General features: G+C 65.9%; 13 protein-coding genes, 1 rRNA gene and 1 other RNA gene. 5 read left to right on the plus strand and 10 right to left on the minus strand.

Annotation, left to right across the window (positions count from 1 at the left end):
• Positions 1–181 precede the first annotated feature (181 nt).
• Both rrf and IP93_RS12475 read left to right on the plus strand, forming a co-directional pair.
• A 5S ribosomal RNA gene (rrf, locus tag IP93_RS12470) occupies positions 182–296 on the plus strand.
• Between the two features lie 238 nt (positions 297–534).
• Entirely contained in the window at positions 535–1,644 is a 1,110-nt protein-coding gene (locus IP93_RS12475; protein WP_144816209.1) for an HD-GYP domain-containing protein, read from the plus strand.
• Between the two features lie 15 nt (positions 1,645–1,659).
• Here IP93_RS12475 and rpiA read toward each other — a convergent pair whose 3' ends face one another.
• The 7 genes from rpiA to IP93_RS12510 all read right to left on the minus strand — a co-directional run bounded on the left by rpiA (position 1,660) and on the right by IP93_RS12510 (position 9,067).
• On the minus strand, positions 1,660–2,322 hold the full coding sequence (rpiA, locus tag IP93_RS12480) for a ribose-5-phosphate isomerase RpiA (protein WP_144816210.1): 663 nt from the start codon (positions 2,320–2,322) through the stop codon (positions 1,660–1,662).
• A 139-nt stretch (positions 2,323–2,461) separates the two neighbouring features.
• Positions 2,462–2,932 carry an EVE domain-containing protein gene (locus tag IP93_RS12485; RefSeq protein ID WP_144816212.1) on the minus strand — a complete coding sequence of 157 codons (471 nt, stop codon included), beginning with the start codon at positions 2,930–2,932 and terminating at the stop codon, positions 2,462–2,464.
• Entirely contained in the window at positions 2,929–3,528 is a 600-nt protein-coding gene (locus IP93_RS12490; RefSeq protein WP_144816214.1) for a 5-formyltetrahydrofolate cyclo-ligase, read from the minus strand. The genes IP93_RS12485 and IP93_RS12490 overlap by 4 nt, the downstream gene beginning before the upstream one ends.
• An 85-nt stretch (positions 3,529–3,613) precedes the next feature.
• Positions 3,614–3,800: non-coding RNA, 6S RNA (gene ssrS / locus IP93_RS12495), on the minus strand.
• A 155-nt stretch (positions 3,801–3,955) separates the two neighbouring features.
• Entirely contained in the window at positions 3,956–4,258 is a 303-nt protein-coding gene (locus IP93_RS12500; protein ID WP_144816216.1) for a cell division protein ZapA, read from the minus strand.
• The gene (locus tag IP93_RS12505) at positions 4,255–4,476 is read right to left on the minus strand and encodes a TIGR02449 family protein (RefSeq protein ID WP_144816218.1); all 222 of its coding nucleotides are present in this window, start codon (positions 4,474–4,476) and stop codon (positions 4,255–4,257) included. The genes IP93_RS12500 and IP93_RS12505 overlap by 4 nt, the downstream gene beginning before the upstream one ends.
• 31 nt (positions 4,477–4,507) lie before the next feature.
• A complete protein-coding gene (locus IP93_RS12510) occupies positions 4,508–9,067 on the minus strand; it encodes an EAL domain-containing protein (RefSeq protein ID WP_158636340.1) in 4,560 nt (1,519 codons plus the stop codon).
• Positions 9,068–9,190: 123 nt separating this feature from the next.
• Between IP93_RS12510 and IP93_RS12515 the strand changes: the two genes are divergently transcribed.
• Positions 9,191–9,745 (plus strand): UPF0149 family protein, encoded by a 555-nt coding sequence (locus IP93_RS12515; RefSeq protein ID WP_144816221.1) that lies wholly within the window; start codon positions 9,191–9,193, stop codon positions 9,743–9,745.
• Between the two features lie 8 nt (positions 9,746–9,753).
• On the plus strand, positions 9,754–11,091 hold the full coding sequence (locus IP93_RS12520) for an aminopeptidase P N-terminal domain-containing protein (protein ID WP_144816223.1): 1,338 nt from the start codon (positions 9,754–9,756) through the stop codon (positions 11,089–11,091).
• 72 nt (positions 11,092–11,163) lie between these two features.
• On the opposite strand, the gene pepQ is transcribed toward IP93_RS12520, so the two are convergent.
• Positions 11,164–12,489 (minus strand): Xaa-Pro dipeptidase, encoded by a 1,326-nt coding sequence (pepQ, locus tag IP93_RS12525; protein WP_144816225.1) that lies wholly within the window; start codon positions 12,487–12,489, stop codon positions 11,164–11,166.
• Between pepQ and IP93_RS12530 the strand changes: the two genes are divergently transcribed.
• Entirely contained in the window at positions 12,488–15,172 is a 2,685-nt protein-coding gene (locus tag IP93_RS12530) for a bifunctional diguanylate cyclase/phosphodiesterase (protein ID WP_144816227.1), read from the plus strand. The genes pepQ and IP93_RS12530 overlap by 2 nt on opposite strands.
• Before the next feature lie 13 nt (positions 15,173–15,185).
• On the opposite strand, the gene IP93_RS12535 is transcribed toward IP93_RS12530, so the two are convergent.
• Positions 15,186–15,521, minus strand: coding sequence for a PilZ domain-containing protein (locus tag IP93_RS12535; RefSeq protein WP_144816228.1), 336 nt, complete (start codon positions 15,519–15,521; stop codon positions 15,186–15,188).
• On the minus strand, positions 15,518–17,740 hold the full coding sequence (locus IP93_RS12540) for a DUF1631 family protein (protein WP_158636341.1): 2,223 nt from the start codon (positions 17,738–17,740) through the stop codon (positions 15,518–15,520). Before IP93_RS12540 ends, IP93_RS12535 begins: the two co-directional genes overlap by 4 nt.
• Positions 17,741–17,778 lie beyond the last annotated feature (38 nt).

The following is a 17,778-nucleotide window of genomic DNA, read 5'->3' on the forward strand; positions in this document are numbered from 1 at the left end:
TAATGATCCGTGTGGCTTGACCATATAACCTCAAGTGGCCTTGGACTCGACGACACGTTCGACGTTCGGCACAATACCTCGCTACATTCCAAACTATTCGCCCAAGGCAGATCAGTGCATCGATCCGTCCAGGGCAACCAACGAGAGCGCGTGCGCCGTGATGGCGACCCTCCACCCTCTCCCTGGTGACAATAGCTGTGTGGAACCACCCGATCCCTTCCCGAACTCGGAAGTGAAACGCACACGCGCCGATGGTAGTGTGGCTCAAGCCATGCAAGAGTAGGTCATCGCCAGGGGCTTTACACCGAAGGCCGGATCCAACAGGATCCGGCCTTCTTCTTTTGCGCGCGCAATAACCGCGTCAACGCCAACAACAACGACACCGTTTCCGCCCAGGGGCGTTGGAGAAGACAAGCCACGCTCACGCGCGACAGGCGCGGGACGGTCCTTTGGCGCTCCAGGTCCCTGTTGTTCCTATTGGCTTCAGTATCTCCGGAGCCGTGCCGTTATTGAAGCGACGAGGAGTCCTTTGGCATGGCGACCATTACACCCGATGACCTGGCGATAGGTGTCGCGCTGCAATGGCCGGTTTACGATCGCCAAGGCAAACTCCTGCTCGGCCGAGGCATGGTGATAAATGGCCCGGCGCAGCTCGAAGCGCTGCGTGAGCGTGGTGTCTACGCCAGCGCGAAGGATTCTGAAAAAGCCGAATCGCTTGCCCAGGCCGAGGTGCTACCCGTTTTCGAGGCGGCCCAAGCGCTTCAACGGGACATGCAGAAGGCACATTGGATGTTGTTGAACGGGGCTGTCCAATCCCTGGTATGCCTGCAGGGGTTGGCTGATGCCGTCGAACTGCTCATGCGGCGGGATGCTGACGCGATGCTGGCGGCCCTGCAGCTGGATGTCGACGTGGACAACCATGCCGCCAGGCAGCTGCACGCGGGCGCGCTCTGTGTACTGGGAGCGAGAGTGCTTCGGCTGGACGAAGCCGAATCGCGTTCGTTGCTGCTGGCTGGGTTAACTCACGATCTTGTACTGGGAGCGCAGGTAGCCGAATTGAACCGTCAAAGCGGCGGCATGACCGCCGAGCAACGGGCGATCGTTCAGTCTCATACACGAGACGCACATCGTTTGCTGACCGACGCTGGGGCAGCCGACCCGCTTTGGCTCAATGCGGTATTGCTGCACCATGAGCGGCTGGATGGATCAGGTTATCCAATGGGTTTGGTGGGCGACGCGATCCCTCCGCTGACCCGCATGCTTGCCATTGTCGACATCTACACAGCGATGGTTCGGCCGCGTGCGTACCGCGGTGCCATCCACGCCAGAACTGCGTTGCGCACGATTTTCCTGGAACGCGGCAGCACGGTCGACGAATCGCTGGCGCAGGCATTCATCAAGGAGATCGGGATATTCCCGCCAGGCACGTTGGTGCGATTGAACAACGGCGAGGTGGGCGTGGTGCGTCGCCGTAGCGAGAATGCCGCCCACCCAGCGGTGGGGCGCTTGTTGATGCCGAACGGCAGCGTGGCCACCGTTCCGATACTGCGCGATACCAGCCAGCATGAATACGCAATCACCGAGACGGTGGACCAGAGGCAGCACGCCCCGCTCCTGGTTCGTGCTGCACGCGTCTTCTGGTAACCAGAACCGCCCTCGTCAGAAGACGGTCGGAGGCTCGCCACCAACGATCACTACGTCCGCCCGTCGACGGGCAAACAGCCCCACGCTGACCACGCCGGGAATCTGGTTGATCGCCTGCTCCATGGCAGTCGGGTCCGTGATGGACAGATTGTGGATGTCGAGGATCAGATTGCCATTATCGGTAACCACGCCTTGGCCTTCCGTCGTCTGGCGCCACACGGGCTGGCCGCCGGTCATGGCGAGGAGCTCGCGCGCCACCAGGCTCCGGGCCATCGGAATGACTTCGACCGGGAGCGGAAACTTCCCGAGTACCTCGACACGCTTGGCCGGGTCGATGATGCAGACGAACCGGTCGCTGGCTTCCGCAATGATCTTTTCGCGGGTGAGGGCTGCGCCACCACCCTTGATCAGGCACTTGCGCGGGTCGCACTCGTCGGCACCGTCCACGTACAGCGACAGTGGGCCGGTGGCATTCAGGTCAAGGACCTCGATGCCATGGGCCCGCAGGCGTTCGGTGCTCTGGTCCGAACTGGAGACGGTGCCTTTGATCCGGTCCTTGATACGGGCGAGGGCATCGATGAAATAGGCGACGGTGGAGCCGGTACCCACGCCGACGATCATGCCGTCTTCGACGTATTCGATGGCCTTTTCACCTGCCAGACGCTTGGCTTCACTCATGGGGTATCTCTCGAAATTGCAGTGGGAAAGGGTGGTTGGGAGCGGGTCGAGCAGGGTCGGGGTGCCAGTGCCAACCCGGTCCGCCGGCGCCGGGTGGCCATCAAGCGGCCATCAAGATGCAGCGGCCGGCGTATACGGCTCATTCCAGTGCGAGCAAGTGCTTCCATTGCGTGGCGCTAACCGGGAACACGGACAGGCGGTTGCCACGCCGGATCAACGCAAACTCCTCGCCCAGCGCATCGGCATGCTGCTTGATCTCGTCCAGTGCGATGGTGCGCCGGAGTTTGCGTTCAAATGCGACGTCCACCAGGAACCAGCGCGGTTCCTCGCGGGTAGCCTTGGGGTCGTAATAGTCGGACTTCGGGTCGAACTGGGTGGCGTCCGGGTAGGCGCGGCTGGCGACGGTTGCGGTACCCACGATACCCGGTACCACGCAATTGGAGTGGTAGAACAGCACGCCGTCACCGACCTGCATCTGGTCGCGCATGAAATTGCGCGCCTGGTAGTTGCGCACGCCGTTCCAGGGCTCGGTGCCGACCCGCTGCAGGTCGTCGATGGAGAAGGCGTCGGGTTCTGACTTCATCAGCCAGTAGCGGCGACGGAGGCTCATGGGCAATTCCGGCAATCGATGAATGAGGATTCAGTGCATACCGCGTCGACGGCAACGTCCCATGCGGCCTGGTCGAGTGCCTCGACATGCTGGACGTCGAATGCCGCGCCCACCAGGAAAGGCGGGGCCGGGGCACGGTGGCGGAAGGCGAAGGTGCGGTCGTACCAGCCGCCCCCCATGCCAAGGCGCTGGCCGCAGCGGTCGAAGCCGACCAGCGGCATCACCGCCATTGCGAGTTGTGAGGCCTCGAGCAGCGACGCGGGCGCCAGATCGGGCTCGGGGATGCCGAACCGGTTGCTCACCAGCGGGTCGCCCGGACGCCACGGCGCGAATCGCAGGCATTCGTCGTCGCCCAGTACCGGCAGGCAGTACACGCAACCCGGCGGAAGCTTGAGCTGCCAGGCATGCAGGGCGATCTCGCCGTCCATCGCCCAGTAGCCAGCCACATACCCCTGAACGGGCGCGAATGGCAGCATCAGCAAACGCGCGGCCAATTGTTCGGCGGCGGCAATGCGGATGGCGGGAGGCAGGGCACGACGTCGGTCGCGCAACACGGTACGGAGTTGTCGGCGTTCCGCCGCAAGGTCGTCGGTCATCCAGCGCAATCCGGGGCAGCGGGCGAGCCTGGCCACGGTTGGCCGGGTGCGCCGACAGTGGCCCGCACCGCCGGCGATGAAAAGGAAGTCCTCCGCTCGTGCCGATGCTTACGAAACGACCTTGAACCCGGGGTTCAAGTGGGGACGCTTGGTGGCCGTCGGGCTTCCCGCTGCGTGGCGGACTTGCACTCCGGGCCTCGGTCGCGCCCCCGTGGTCGTAATTAAGGGACAAGGCGAATGTTTGCGTACGCCGTCGAACACAGCAGAGGACGTGAACGCAGTATAGCGCGGGCAGACGAAGGCGAGTGTCCGCCCGTCGGTGTCGCGCGGGGGGCATTCAGCCACACGCGTTACCGGATGTGTCGGCGGTGGTGATGGCGGCGGGCATCCCGGAGGGGACGTTTGCCAGTAGAGCAGCCGCCTGGACTCAGCGGGCGGTGGCGTCGAACAGGCCGTCAAGCTTGCGCTGCAGGTCGCCCAAGGTGCGGGTCAGTTCGCGGTCGCGGCCTTCGTTCTCGCTGCGTGCCAGCTGCAGTTCGTGTGCAAGGTTCAGCGCGGCGAGCACGGCGACGCGGTCGAGCGCTGCCATGCGGTTGTTGCCGCGGATCTCGCGCATCTTGCCGTCCAGCACCTTGGCTGCGGCCAGCAGGCTGTCGCGTTCATCGGGCTCGCAGCCGACGGTGTACTCGCGGTCGAGGATGCGGATGGTGACCGGGTGGGGCGCGCTCACGTGTGCTGCTCCAGCGACTTCAGCCGCGCGATCATCGCCTCGACCCGGGTGCGGGCCATCTCGTTCTTGGCCAACAGCGCGGAGCGCTCGCCGACCAGTTGCTCCTGCTGTTGGCGCAGGCTGCGGTTTTCCTCGCCCAGGCGGCGCGCACGGTCGGTCAATTCGTCCATGCGGGCGTTGAGCGCTTGCAGCTGTGCGAGGAGTTCGTCGCGGTCCATGCGGTGAACGATAGCAGTGTCGGGCGGCCGGTCAAGTTACGGCGGTCACGTGCCGGGGGCGGCCCCAGTCGAGGATGAAGGCCAGGCACTCGGGCTCCTCCATCGGCCTTGCGAGCCAGTAGCCCTGGATTTCGTCGCATTCGTGGGTCCGCAGGAAGTGCATCTGCGCCTCCGTCTCCACGCCTTCGGCGATCACGTTCAGGCCCAGGGAGTGCGCCATGGCGATGACCGTGGTGGTGATGGCCTCGTCGTCGGGATCGATGGTGAGGTCGGCGATGAACGCCTTGTCGATTTTCAGCGTATTGATCGGCAGGCGCTTGAGATAGGCCAGCGAGGAGTAGCCGGTGCCGAAGTCGTCCACGGCCAGTGCGATGCCGAGTTCGCGGAACGCCTGCAGGGTGGAGGCGGTCTGCTCGGCGTTCTCCATGATCACGCTTTCGGTCAGTTCCAGTTCCAGGCCCCGGGCGTCGATGCCGGTGGTTTCCAGCGTGCGGGAGACCACCGTCGGCAGGTCGCCCCGCAGCAGTTGCAGTGCCGACACGTTGACCGCCATGGTGAGGTCATCCAGGCCCTGGTCCTGCCAGCGCTTGAGTATGGTGCAGGCTTCGCGCAGCGCCCATTCGCCGATCTCCATGATCAGTCCGGTCTCCTCGGCAAGGGGCACGAACTGGATCGGGGCGATTTCGCCATGCTCGGCGCTGGTCCAGCGCAGCAGTGCTTCCACGCCGGTGATGCGCCGGTCCGCCAGCGCCATGCGCGGCTGGAATACCAGCCGCAACTCGCCGCGGTCGAGCACCTTGCGCAGCGCGGTGGAGATGGTGGCGCGCTGCCGGATTTCGTGATCCATGCTCTCTGTGTAGCGCATGAAGGTACGTCGGCCGATGGCCTTGGCCTGGTACATCGCGGTGTCGGCGTGCTTGAGCAGGTCGGTCGGCACCTGGGCGTGGTCCGGGTACAGGCTGATGCCGATGGAGGGCGAGATCACCACTTCGTGGCGCTCCTCCAGGTCCAGTGGCCGCTCGAACGCGGCGATGATCTCCAACGCGACCTGTTCGGCCTGTTCCGCGTTGTCGATGTTCTCCAGTACCACGTTGAACTCGTCGCCACCCAGGCGGGCGACGGTGTGCTGGGCACCGACGGTCTGCTGCAGGCGTGCGGCGGCGGCGCGCAGGATGCGATCGCCCGCGGCGTGGCCGAGGGAGTCGTTGATGTCTTTGAAACGGTCCAGGTCGAGGAACAGGACTGCAATGCGGTGGTTCTGCCGCCGGGCACGCACGATGGCGCGCGACAGTCGTTCCGAGAGCAGCGTGCGGTTGGGCAGGCCGGTGAGGGTGTCGTAGTTGGCCAGGTAGCGCAGCTCCTGCTCGGCGCGCTTCTGGTCGGTGATGTCACCGAGAACGGCGACGTAGTGGCCACGTTGTCCGCTGGCATCGTGCACGATGCTCGCCTGCAGCCAGCAGAGGAACTCGGTGCCGTCCTTGCGCCGCTGCCAGACTTCTCCGGACCAGCGACCGGTGCGTTCCATCTCGACGCGCATGTGCTGGTAGAAGTCGGGGTCGTGCTGCAGGCTGTCGAGCAGCGCTGTGTCACGGCCGATGACCTCGGCGTCGCTGTAACCGGTCATGCGCGAGAACGCGGGATTGACCGAGACGAAGTTGAAGTCGCGGTCGAATACGGCGACGGCCTCGGCCATGCTGCGAAGTACTTCGCTGGCAATGCGACGTTCACGCTCGGCGCTGCGGCTGGCGGTGATGTCGCGTGCGGTGCCGGCCACCCGGAGCGCACGGCCATCGGGGCCACGCTCGACCACGCGCCCGCGGGCCCGCACCCACTGCCAACTGCCATCGGGCGCGCGCGTGCGGTGCTCGGACAGGAACAAGGCTGAATCGCCGTGAAGGTGTTGCCGAAGCTGGTCGAGGACCTGCGGCAGGTCGTCGCCATGGATGACGTGATCGGTCGTGATCTGGGTGCGGATTTCGCCACCGCCGGGGCCACCGGTGGGGTCGTCCACGCGCATGCGATGCACCTGCCCGTGCGCGAGGTCATAGTCCCAGAACTGTTCGCCAGAGGCCCACAGGGCCAGCTTCAGGCGCTCTTCGCGTTCGCGGATCTGACCGAAATAGTTCTGTTCGATTCGGCGGCGGCGGTTCCAGTGCCAGGCCGCGGCCGCGATCGCGCCCAACACGACCAGGACTGCGGCGAAAATGGCCAGCGGGTGACGCCAGAGCGGTGGCGCGACGTGGACAGGGACCTGCAGTTCATCGGGACTCCAGATGCCGTCGCGGTTGGTGGCCTGAGCACGCAGGGTGTAGCCGCCAGGAGGCAAGCGGGTGTACGTGATGTCGGGAGAGGTGCCGTTGTCGACCCACCCTCGGTCGAAGCCCTCCAGGCGATAGCGGTAGCGGATGCGCGCGGCCGGGTGGAAGTCGAAGGCGCCGATCCGCAGGCGCAGAAGGTCGGCTCCGGCGGGAATGTCGAGTTGCGAGGGCAGCCACAGGGCACCGCTGTCGCCCGACGCGTCGAGCCCGATGCGGGCCGCCAGCAACCGCACGGGCGGGCTGAAGCTGGAATCGACGATGCGCGCAGGGTCGAACAGATTAAGGCCGCGCACGCCGCCGAAGGCCAGTCGGCCATCGCGCAGCCGTGTGGCTGCGCCGCCATTGAACTCAAGGTCCTGCAGTCCGTCCGCGACGCCATAGGTGCGGACCGATCCGTTGCCGGGGTCGAGCCGGAGCATGCCGATGTCGGTACCCAGCCACAGCTCGCGCCCGCCGGATTGACTGATGGAGTAGATCGCTGGCGTGGTCGAAGTGGCCAGCTTGCCGCTGAGCGGCTGGCTGAAATGGATGGAGCCGTCGGCCGCTTCGGTCGCGCGGCTCAACCCGGAATGCGTGCCCACCCACACCGTACCGTCCGCGGTCTGCGAGAGGCTACGTACCACGTTCCCCGCGAGGCTGCCCGGGGCGTGGTCATGGTGGCGCAGGTGCCGGAGTTGGCCGGTGGCGGGGTTCAGCACATCCAGGCCGCCGTTCGTACCGATCCACATGCGTCCCTCGCCGTCCTCGAGCAGGGCATTGGCGGTGGGGTGGGACAGCGAGCGCGGGTCACCTTCGCGCCAGGCATATTGGCTGACACCCGATCCGTCGCGACGGTAGCGGAACACACCCATTTTCAGGGAGCCCAACCAGAGGTCGCCATCACGCGCGAGCAGCAGGGAGCGCAGGCTGGGCTGACCAAACGCACCCAGCGGAATCGTCTCGGCACTGCCGCTGCCAGTGTCCAGGCGGAGCAGCCCATGGGTAGTGGCAAGCCAGAGCCGGCCGTGGCCAGCATTGCCCATGGCCATCACCCGGCGTTTGGTCGAAGCGAGTGGCGTGGGCAACCGTGGGGTCCAGTCGGTGAACCGGTCGTCGGCCGTTTCGTAGCGGAGCAGGCGCCCGTCGTCCGTACCCAGCCACAGCACACCCGGTTCCGTCTCCAGGACCGAGCGGATGCTGTCATCCGCCGCCGCACTGCCTTTGCGGGTGCCGTCCAACTCCAGCACATAGGTGAAGCGGGAGCCACGTGGATCCGTGATCGCCGCTCCGCGGAACTGGCCACCCACCCACAACATGCCGCTGCGGTCGACCATCAGCGCGGTGATGGCATCTTCCGGGAGGCTGGCGGGGACAGATGCATTCTCCTCGATGACGCTGACCGTCCCCGTCTGTGGGTCGAACCGTCGAAGCCCTTCGCTGCCCACGCTGAACCACAGGTGGCGGTCGGGGGCCTCGATGATCGAGCGCACATCGCCAGCGGCGGGCGCCGACCCATCCGGCCATACGCGCAATACGTCGCGGCCATTGGAGTGAAGCCGGTACAAGCCGTCGCCGCGTCCAACCCACAATTGTCCCTGCCGATCCAGAGACAGGCTCGTCACGGAAACCGCAGGCCCAACGCGGGTGGCTTGTGCATCGGGATTGATCCGGAACAGGCCCGTCCGGTTGCCGTACCAGAGGGTGCCGTGCGCATCGGTCAGCAGGTTCTGCGGCGCGGTGTCGCGATCCGCAGTGGGCTGCAGCGCCACTACCGGATGACGCTGTCCACTCTCGGGTTCGAGCCATTCCAGGCCGTCGACCGAGGCGACCCACAGGCGATCACCCTGCGCAGCCAGTGCGAGGACATGGTGGCGCGGCCCGGAGGGCGACGGATTGGCAAGGTAACGGCGCACCGTCCCATTGCCCAGGTCGAGGCGGGCGACGTATCGGGACCGGGTGCCGATCCATAACCCGCGTTCCCTGTCCAGGGCGAGCGCGGTGATGTAGCTGTCGGGGATGCTGGCGGGATTCTGCGGGTCGTGCCGATAGGGGACGAAGCGCTGGCCGTCGAATCGGTGCAGGCCACCCTGCGTGCCCACCCAGACGAAGCCCTGGCGATCCTGGGCCAGGGAGGTGACGGTGTTCTGCACCAATCCGTGGCCGCTTCCCAGCGATTGGAAGTAGAACTCGCGCGTTGCCGCCACAGCAGGCGGTGGAAGGGCCAGTCCCAGCAAGGCCAGGACCAGGGCCAGCAGGCCTTGGCCTACGGCTTTGCGGTGGGAGGAAGGCGGCACGGCAACCGAGGCGCGAGAGGGCAACCTGGGCCAGTGTAGGCAGGCCGTGCGGGCACCACAACCCGAACGGAAGTGCGGCTGTCGCTGCGCTGGTTGGTACACTGGCATCCCCCAAGCGTGGCGATGCATGTGCCCAATCCCGAATTGCCATCCCTGGCCAGCGTTGAGGCGGAAATCCGCCGCTTGGCCTTGGCACTGAGTCCGTCGGAACTGCATGGCGCCCTGTGTGGCTGGCTGGCGGGTGGTGGCGCAGCCGTCCGGGACTGGCCGGCCAAGGTGCTGGTGGATGCTTCATTGGGGACGCCCGAGGAACAGTCACCGCTGGACCAGTTGCGCGAAGTCGCAGTGGCCCAGTTCAGCGATCGCGATTTCGGCTTCGATCTGCTGCTGCCAGACCCGGAGGCCTCGCTGGCCGTGCGGAGCGAGGCGCTGTTCGACTGGTGCCGCGGTTTCCTGGGGGCATTTGGCCTTGCAGTGGGTGCCAACCCACGTTTGTCCCCGGAAAGTACCGAGGCGCTGGCCGACCTGGCCAAGCTCGCGGCCGCGCAACCGCAGGATGAAGGTGACGACGAGGACGAAGCGGCCCTCGTCGAGATCGAGGAGTTCGTGCGCGTGGCGGCGCTGTTGCTGCACGGCGACTGCGTGCTCGCCGCCCAGCATCGTGCCCGGCTGAATTGAGGCGATCGATGGCCCACCACACCGGCATTCCCGCCGCGCAATACGCGCGCCGGCGCAAGCAGCTGATGCGCATGGCCGGCAATGACGCGATCCTGGTGCTGCCGGCCGCGACCGAACGCATCCGCAGCCGGGACACGCACTTTCCGTACCGCCAGGATTCGGATCTGTGGTACCTGACCGGGTTTCCGGAGCCGGAGGCGGTACTGGTGCTGGTACCCGGCCGCAAGCACGGTGAAACACTGCTGTTCTGCCGTGAGCGCCACCCCGAGCGCGAGGCCTGGGACGGCCCTCGGTTCGGGACCGAGGGCGCGATCGAGGCATTCGGCATGGACGACGCCTACCCCATTACCGACATCGACGACATCCTGCCAGGCCTGCTGGAAGGACGTGGTCGCGTGTATTACCACTTTGGCCGCGATGCCGAGTTCGACCTCAAGCTGATCGGTTGGGTCAACCGCGTGCGCGCGATCATGAAGATGGGCGACCGCCCGCCGCATGAGTTCCTGGAACTGGGCCATCTGCTGGACGAGATGCGCCTGTTCAAGGACCGCGACGAGTTGAAGCTGATGCAGCGCGCGGCCGACATTTCGGTGCTGGCGCACCAAGCGGCGATGCGCGCGGTGCGCCCCGGGGTCCACGAGTACACCCTGCAGGCAGAGCTGGAGCGCGAATTCCGCTTGCACGAAGCCGAGCCGGCCTACAGCAGCATCGTCGGTACGGGAGGCAATGCCTGCGTGCTGCATTACCGCGCCAACAGTGCACCGGTGCGCGATGGCGACCTGGTGCTGGTCGACGCAGGCGCGGAATACCGTGGCTATGCCGCCGACATCACCCGTACGTTCCCCGCCAACGGCCGTTTCACCGCGCCGCAACGCGCGCTGCACGACCTGGTGCTGCAAGCGCAGCGCGCCGCACTGGCGCAGGCGCGGCCGGGCGTGCCCTACGAGGCCGGGCATGCCGCCGCGGTGGAAACGCTGACCGAAGGGCTGTTGAGGCTGGGCCTGCTCAAGGGCAAGCTCGAGAAGAACATCGCCGAAGGCCACTATCGCCGCTACTACCGGCACAAGACCGGCCATTGGCTGGGCCTGGACGTGCACGACGTGGGCGAGTACCGCTTCGATGGCGAGTCGCGACTGCTCGAGCCGGGCATGGTGTTCACCATCGAGCCAGGCCTGTACGTGCCCGCCGACGACACCAGCGTAGATGCCAGGTGGCGCGGCATCGGCATCCGCATCGAGGATGACGTGCTGGTCACCCGCGACGCACACAGGGTGCTGACCGAGGGGTTGGCGCGCAGCGCCGAGGAGATCGAGGCCTACATGGCCGGCAACCGTGCCGCGGGCTGATGCCGGCCCCGGGCGACGTAGCGCCACGGAGCAGGAGCCCGCGGTTGTCCGCGGGCCCGGGCGCAGGGCGCGTTATGCGGCCGCGAAGCCTTCCCGAGTAAGGTTCGTGGGTGCGGCATCGGTGCAGGCCACGTTGTCCTCGATGCGGATGCCGCCATAAGGCTTGAATGCCTCCACCCGCGCCCAGTCAACGTCGCCGGCCCGCGGCCCTTGCCGCAGTTCGTCCATGAGCAGGTCGATGAAATACAGGCCCGGCTCGATGGTGACTACCATGCCCGGCTGCAGTACGCGGGTCAGGCGCAGGTATGGATGGCCCGCAGGCTTGGGGATCGTGCCGCCCCGGTCGCTTTCGGCAAAACCAGCCACGTCATGCACCTGCAGGCCGATCCCATGGCCGATGCCGTGCGGGAAGAACACGCTGCTCACGCCGGTTTCCACCGCGGCCTCCGGCGAGAGCCTGGTAATGCCGAAATCGCGCAGGATGCCGGCAATGGCCAGGTGCGCGTTGAGATGCAGCTGCCTGTAGTCGAAACCCGCACGCACTTCGTCGCACATGCGCAGTTGTGCTGCGTCCATGGCGTCGATCATCGCCTGGAATTCGCCCTGCGTGTCGCGCGCATGCGTGCGGGTGATATCGCAGCCGTATCCATGGAAACTGGCGCCAGCGTCGATCAGGAAGCTGCGCGACTCGCGCGGCGCGACCCGGTCGCGTTCGGTGTAATGCAGCACGGCGCCGTGCTCGTTGAGCGCGATGATGTTGCCGTACGGCAGGTCGTTGGCATCTTGCCCGGCCGCCTGGCAGTAAGCCAGGTGGATGCCAAATTCGCTGGACCCAGCGCGGAAGTTGCGTTCGGCGGCGCGGTGCGCACGCACGCCGATGCGCGTCGCCTCGCGCATCATCGCGATCTCATACGGTGTCTTGAACGCGCGATGGAACTCCAGGTAGTTCAACACGGCGGGTGGGTTGTTGGGCACGAAGTTGCCCAGTGCGCTTTGCGGCTCGCCGAGGATGGCGCAGCGTGACGGGTCGGCCGGCAGGTGCTGCAGTGCCTCTTCCGGCGTGCGGATCACCACGATGTCGAACTGCTCCACCCACCAGCCTGCCGGTGCCTCCGGCACGACGTGCCAGTAGTCGGCCGGCTGCAGGTAGACCAGCTTGGGCTTGCGGCCGGGGGTGGCCACGACCCAGCTGCCGGGGTGGCGCGTGAGCGGCACCCACGCCTTGAACTGCGGATTCGTCGCGAAGGGGTAATCGCGATCGTCGAACACGTGGTAATGCAAGGTTCCACTGGGCACGACCAGATGGTCGTAGCCGCCGCGGGCCAGGGCCTCGCTCGTCCGCTCACACGTTGTTTGCACGTGCTGCGGGTATAACATCGCGAGATCTTGGATCATCATGGGGCCACTCTTGGGGACGTCGAAGGAGTTTGACGGATTCTCCACCTCGCAGCGGTCGGTGGCCAGTGTCCAGGACGAGCGTCCCTGGGGCGTCACCGTCTGGGCCTGGAGCCTGGCGGCGCTGCTGGTGGGCATCGTGCTGATCACCGTGGTGACCGTTGCACAACAACGACGGCTTGATGCAGAGCAACGCCAGGCGTTCGATGCCATGGCTGATCGCGGTTATGAGGCGCTGCGGGCCCAACTGGACGCGTGCGGCATGCTGGCACGCACCGTACAGACCCTGTTCCTGACATCCGAGCAGGTCACGGCGCAGGAGTTCGACGACATCTACGCGAACCTGAATCCCCGCGAACGGTTTCCCGGCCTGCTTGCGTTGGCCTACGCCGAGCGCCGGCCAACGCCTGAGGGCGATCGGTTCATCACCACGCGGGTCGTTCCCCTGGCAGGCAACGAGCGGGTGCTGGGGCTTGACGTCGCGCGACAGGCCCCCAACCTGCAAGCCCTGCAACGCTCCACGCTCACTGACCAGCCAACGCTTTCGGCGCCCTTTACCCTCGTGCAGGCAGATGCCACGGGCGCCCCGGCCGAAGGCATGATCCTGCGCCTGCCGGTGTTCTCGCCCGGCGTTCGTCCCGATACGCCCGAGGTTCGGCAGAAGCGGTTGCTTGGTTCGCTGGCGATCTCGTTCCGCATTCGCGACGTGATCGGGAGCGCCATGCGCCACGAAACGCGCGACGTGCTTCGCGTGGCGGTGTCGGACGTGACGGACGGGTATGTCCGCTTGCTGTTCGACTCGAACCCTGGATTCAACGCCGTAGACGGTGCGCCGGGCTTCCACCGGCTATTGCGTTATGGCGGACGCGTCTGGCAGGTGCGCATCCAGCCGTTACAACACAGATCGGCAGACCTGAACTGGCAGGATTCGGTGTTCTGGCCTGGCTTGCTGGCGAGCGTATTGCTGGCGTTGCTGGTGTGGTCGCTGGCCACCACCCGGCGGCGCGCGCTGGAACTGGGCCAGCGCATGAGCCACCAGTACCGCGAGAGCGAGGAACGGTTCCGGGCTTTGAACGAACTCCTGCCGGCACTGGTGCTGTTGGTCGATCGCGAGGGAGGCCAGGTCAGCTATGCCAACCAGGCCGCGCGTACGCGACTGGGGCGCGCCAGGTTGGAGCAAGGACTGGCGGCCGTGTTCGAAGATCCCGCGGTCCACGAACAACTGGTCCAGTCCGCGGACGAGGGCGTGGGGTCGGCGGAGGTCGAATTGCGTGACGCGGACGGCAAGCGGTTCTGGGCCAGTCTTTCCCTGTCGCCGGCCATGCTGGACGAACATGAACAATGGTTGTTGGTGGCTACCGACGTCTCCGAGCAGCGACAGCTCACCGAGATGCTGATCTATCAGGCCAGCCACGATGGGTTGACGGAATTGTTCAATCGCCGGGAGTTCGAGCGGAGGGCGGAACTGGTGGTCCAATCGGTGGTTGCCGGCGGCCCGGCCGCGGCCCTGTTTTACATCGACCTGGACCAGTTCAAGCTGATCAACGATACGTCCGGGCACATCGCGGGCGACCAGCTCTTGATCCAGCTGGCTACGTTGATGCACGAACAACTGCGAGGTGGCGACATACTTGCCCGCCTGGGGGGCGACGAGTTCGGCGTGCTTGCCTGCGACGTGGGCGACCGTGCCGGCGCGCGGTTGCTGGCCGAGCGGGTCCGCGAGCACATCGACGGCTTCATGTTCGTCTGGGAGCAGAACACCTACACCATCAGCGCGAGCATTGGCGCGGTGATGATCGACCACCCCGGCGTGACCCTGAAGGACGTGATGGCGCAGGTCGATACGGCCTGTTACCTGGCCAAGGAGGCAGGCCGGAACCGGGTGCATTTCTACTCGGAGCAGGATGACGAGACTTCGCGCCGGCGCAGTGAAATGGAGTGGGCAAACCGGTTGCGCTGGGCGATCGACGAGGGAAGGCTGCAGTTGCAATACCAGGAGGTGCGCTCGTTGCGCCCGGAGCAGGGTGGCGTGCACCGCGTGGAGCTGCTCCTGCGTTTCCGCGACGAGGAGGGCCGACTCGTGGTGCCTGGGGCATTCATGCCCGCGGCGGAGCGCTATGGCCTCATGCCGATGATCGATCGATGGGTGATCGAGAACGCACTGGCCAATTTCGATCGGCTGCATCCCAGCGGCAAGGACCTGTCACTGGCGACCATCAACGTTTCCGGCGCCAGCCTGGAGGACGAATCGTTGACGGAGCTCATCCTGCAGCTGCTGCATCGATATCGCGTGGCGCCGCAACGGGTGTGCTTCGAGATCACCGAAACGGTGGCGGTGCGCAACCTGGCGCAGGTGTCGCGGTTCATCGACAGGCTGCGCCAAGCGGGCTGCCGGATCGCACTGGATGATTTCGGCGCGGGAATGTCCTCGTTCGGATACCTCAAGAACCTGCCGGTGGACATCATCAAGATCGATGGCAGCTTCATTCGTGACCTGGTCAACGACCCCATGAGCCATGCCATCGTCCGTGCGGTGACCGATATCGGCCACCAGCGCGGTTTGAAGGTGGTGGCCGAATGGGTATCCAGCCAGGAGATCCTGGATGCGCTGGTGGCGCTTGATGTCGACTATGCGCAGGGGTTCGCGTTGCACCAGCCGACGGCGGTGCCGTTCCAGGCGGCCTGAGCGGGCAGGAGAATCACTGTGACGGACCAAGCCATGCGCGCAGGCAGGCCTGAGAAGACTCGGACAGGGTAATGAAGCGGAATCCCGCCCACGTTTGTCCGGGTGCACTGGCCATGTTCTGCCACAGCAGGTGCGCGCCGACCTCGATCGGTTCGCTGCCGGTGCCGTCCGGCAACTCGAATCGCAGCTGGTACAGCGCGTCGTCCACCAATGGACTCCCCGACGTGAGCAGCATGCCGGTTTCGGACAGATTGCCCACGTGGCCAATGACACGATCGGTCATCGTGTCCAGTACTTCGATGTTCTCCGGCGCCTGAACTCGCCGCGCGCGACGGTAATCTTCAGTCATGTCGACCCCCGGGCATTACGGGAAGGGTTGGCGAAATTGCGAAGCGCCGCCAACGTGGCTTGCCATGCGCGATCAATCAGGTGGTTCCGGCCGGCGGTGACCACCCGGGCCTGGTTCTTGGCCATCATGCGTGCGAGGCTGTCCAGCGTCTGTTCGTCCACGCGTTGCCCACGCTGGTTGACGAACAGCGCGTGCCCCGTAACGGTACTGAACCATGCCAGGCGCCGCCTGACGACGTCGCCCTGCTGGTTGGTCACGAACTCGAACCAGGTCCCGAAAGGCAACTGGGTCAACTCCTGGTAAGAGGCCTCTTCGCCGTCGTCGCGTTCCGGTAGCGAGGGCCTGTCCGCGCCCATCTGCTCACCCAGGCGGGCCCGCGACTTGAGTTTGATCGCCAACTCGGTCCGTGTTGCGAGCTGGTCGGTCACCTGGACTTCGTCTGCGCACAGGCGCCTGGCGATCAGGGCGGCTTCTTCGCCGTGGTAACCAACCAGGTCCAGGCCATGGATGATCCGCTGCTGCAAACCCTCCGGGGCGGCGATCCCGTCACAGGCGGACGCGATGATGCTCCTCGTGTCCTCGTACCGGGTTTTCCAGGCGTCCGAGTCCTCCTCATTGCGCAGCAGGGTCAGCGTCAGGACATCAGCCCACGCCTGGTCGAGCAGGGCATGGGTGAAGCGGGGCAGGGAGCGCGTGCCGATGAGTTCGGTGAGGACATCCTGCGCTCTGCGCTTGCATACCTCGAGCTTTTCCTTGCCCCGGGCCGCGTCTACATGGCGTCGTTCGCTGACCTCGGACTTGCGCGCCATTGCGTGCAGGTGGTCCTGCAATGGCTGGTTGGCCTTGGAGAACACAGCCGCGTCACCGCGGTAGTGCTGGACCACGTGGTCCACCGCACGCCTGAGGTGCTCTTCCAATATCGGGTCGCGCTCGTCGTCCGCGAGCCAGTTGGCCCCGGATTCCGCCACCGCGTTCAGCAACTGGCGGGCAGGATGGTGGGCGCGGGCAAAAAAATCATGGTCCTGCAGCGCCACGCGCAGCATCGGCAGCTGCAGGCGTTCAAGCAGGGAGCTGCTGGAGGACTCGCGCCGGACCTCTCGCGCCAGTTCGGCATACAGCATCCCCAGCAATTCGATGGCATCGCTGTCTTCCGGTGAAAGCGAAATCGATTCCCCGTACTTGCGGCGGCCGTGCGCGAGAAGGGCCTGGCGCAGTTCTGACAACCCTGAAGCCCCGGGGCGCGGCACGCGGTCCTGGGACTGCTGGGCGTCGAGCGCGGTCTGCAGGTCGTGGGGCGACATCTGCTGCCGCAAGGGACGGGGTACCTCCGGGCGTAGCTTTCCAATGAGCTCGCTGCGGCCTGCCAGCAACTCCTGCAGCAGCGGAAAGGTGACTCCCGATTCGTCATCCGGAGTTTCCGCGTTGTCGTCGCCCATCCGCCCGGTGTGTGGGCGCTGCAGGGGCGGCGGGGACGCGGTCGCGCGCTGTCCCGCCGGTGTGCGCTGCGCGGAGGCCGCCGCGGCCACCGGGTTCACCGGGCGCGTGCGCAACGGCACGTACGACAGATTGGGCAGCACGCCTTGCTGGGCCAGCAGGCTGTTCAACGCCTCCACCAGGTGCGCATAGCCGGACAGGACGTGGGTATCGAAGCACTTGAAGAGCTGGAGCCGCGCGTCCTGGCTGATCTGCAGGACATGGCTGGCGTCTGCGAGGATGCGCGAGAGTTGCTGGGGCCCCACCGGCAGGTGCTCGGCGTCGAAGGCAGGCGATCCTGCCAGGACACCGAAGCGTTGCCCCAGCAACAGCAACGGCAGGCTGCACCGTGCCTCGTGCCTGACGGCCATGGCCCGCAGGCTGCCCGCTTCGGTGATCGCGTCATCCTCTACCAGGCGAAGGTGGCCGAAGCCCACGACCGGATGTGACGTTTCGACTGGCTTGGCAGGCGGTTGGCGAATCACGCTCAGTACCCGCTCGAGTTCATGCAGGTAGCGCGGCACCAGGTCGGCGCGGTTGACGCGCACGCTGCGCAGTGTCTCGAAGTGCACCGCCTGCTGCGACGGATTGCGTGCTTGTTCCGCAAGCCGGAACAACTGCTCCTCGTAGTCGACCAGCATCTTGTCCAGGCGGCGGGCCAGGTCATCGGACGCCAGGGCCAGGACGCGTTCAAGGATGTGCTGGACGCGAGCGGGCAGCCGTGCCGAGTCGAGGGTTGACCGCATCGGATGAACTCCCGTGCCTACATTGGTTTCCATGGCTG

Origin of the sequence: Aerolutibacter ruishenii (assembly GCF_007830115.1) — a bacterium.
GTDB lineage: Bacteria > Pseudomonadota > Gammaproteobacteria > Xanthomonadales > Xanthomonadaceae > Aerolutibacter > Aerolutibacter ruishenii.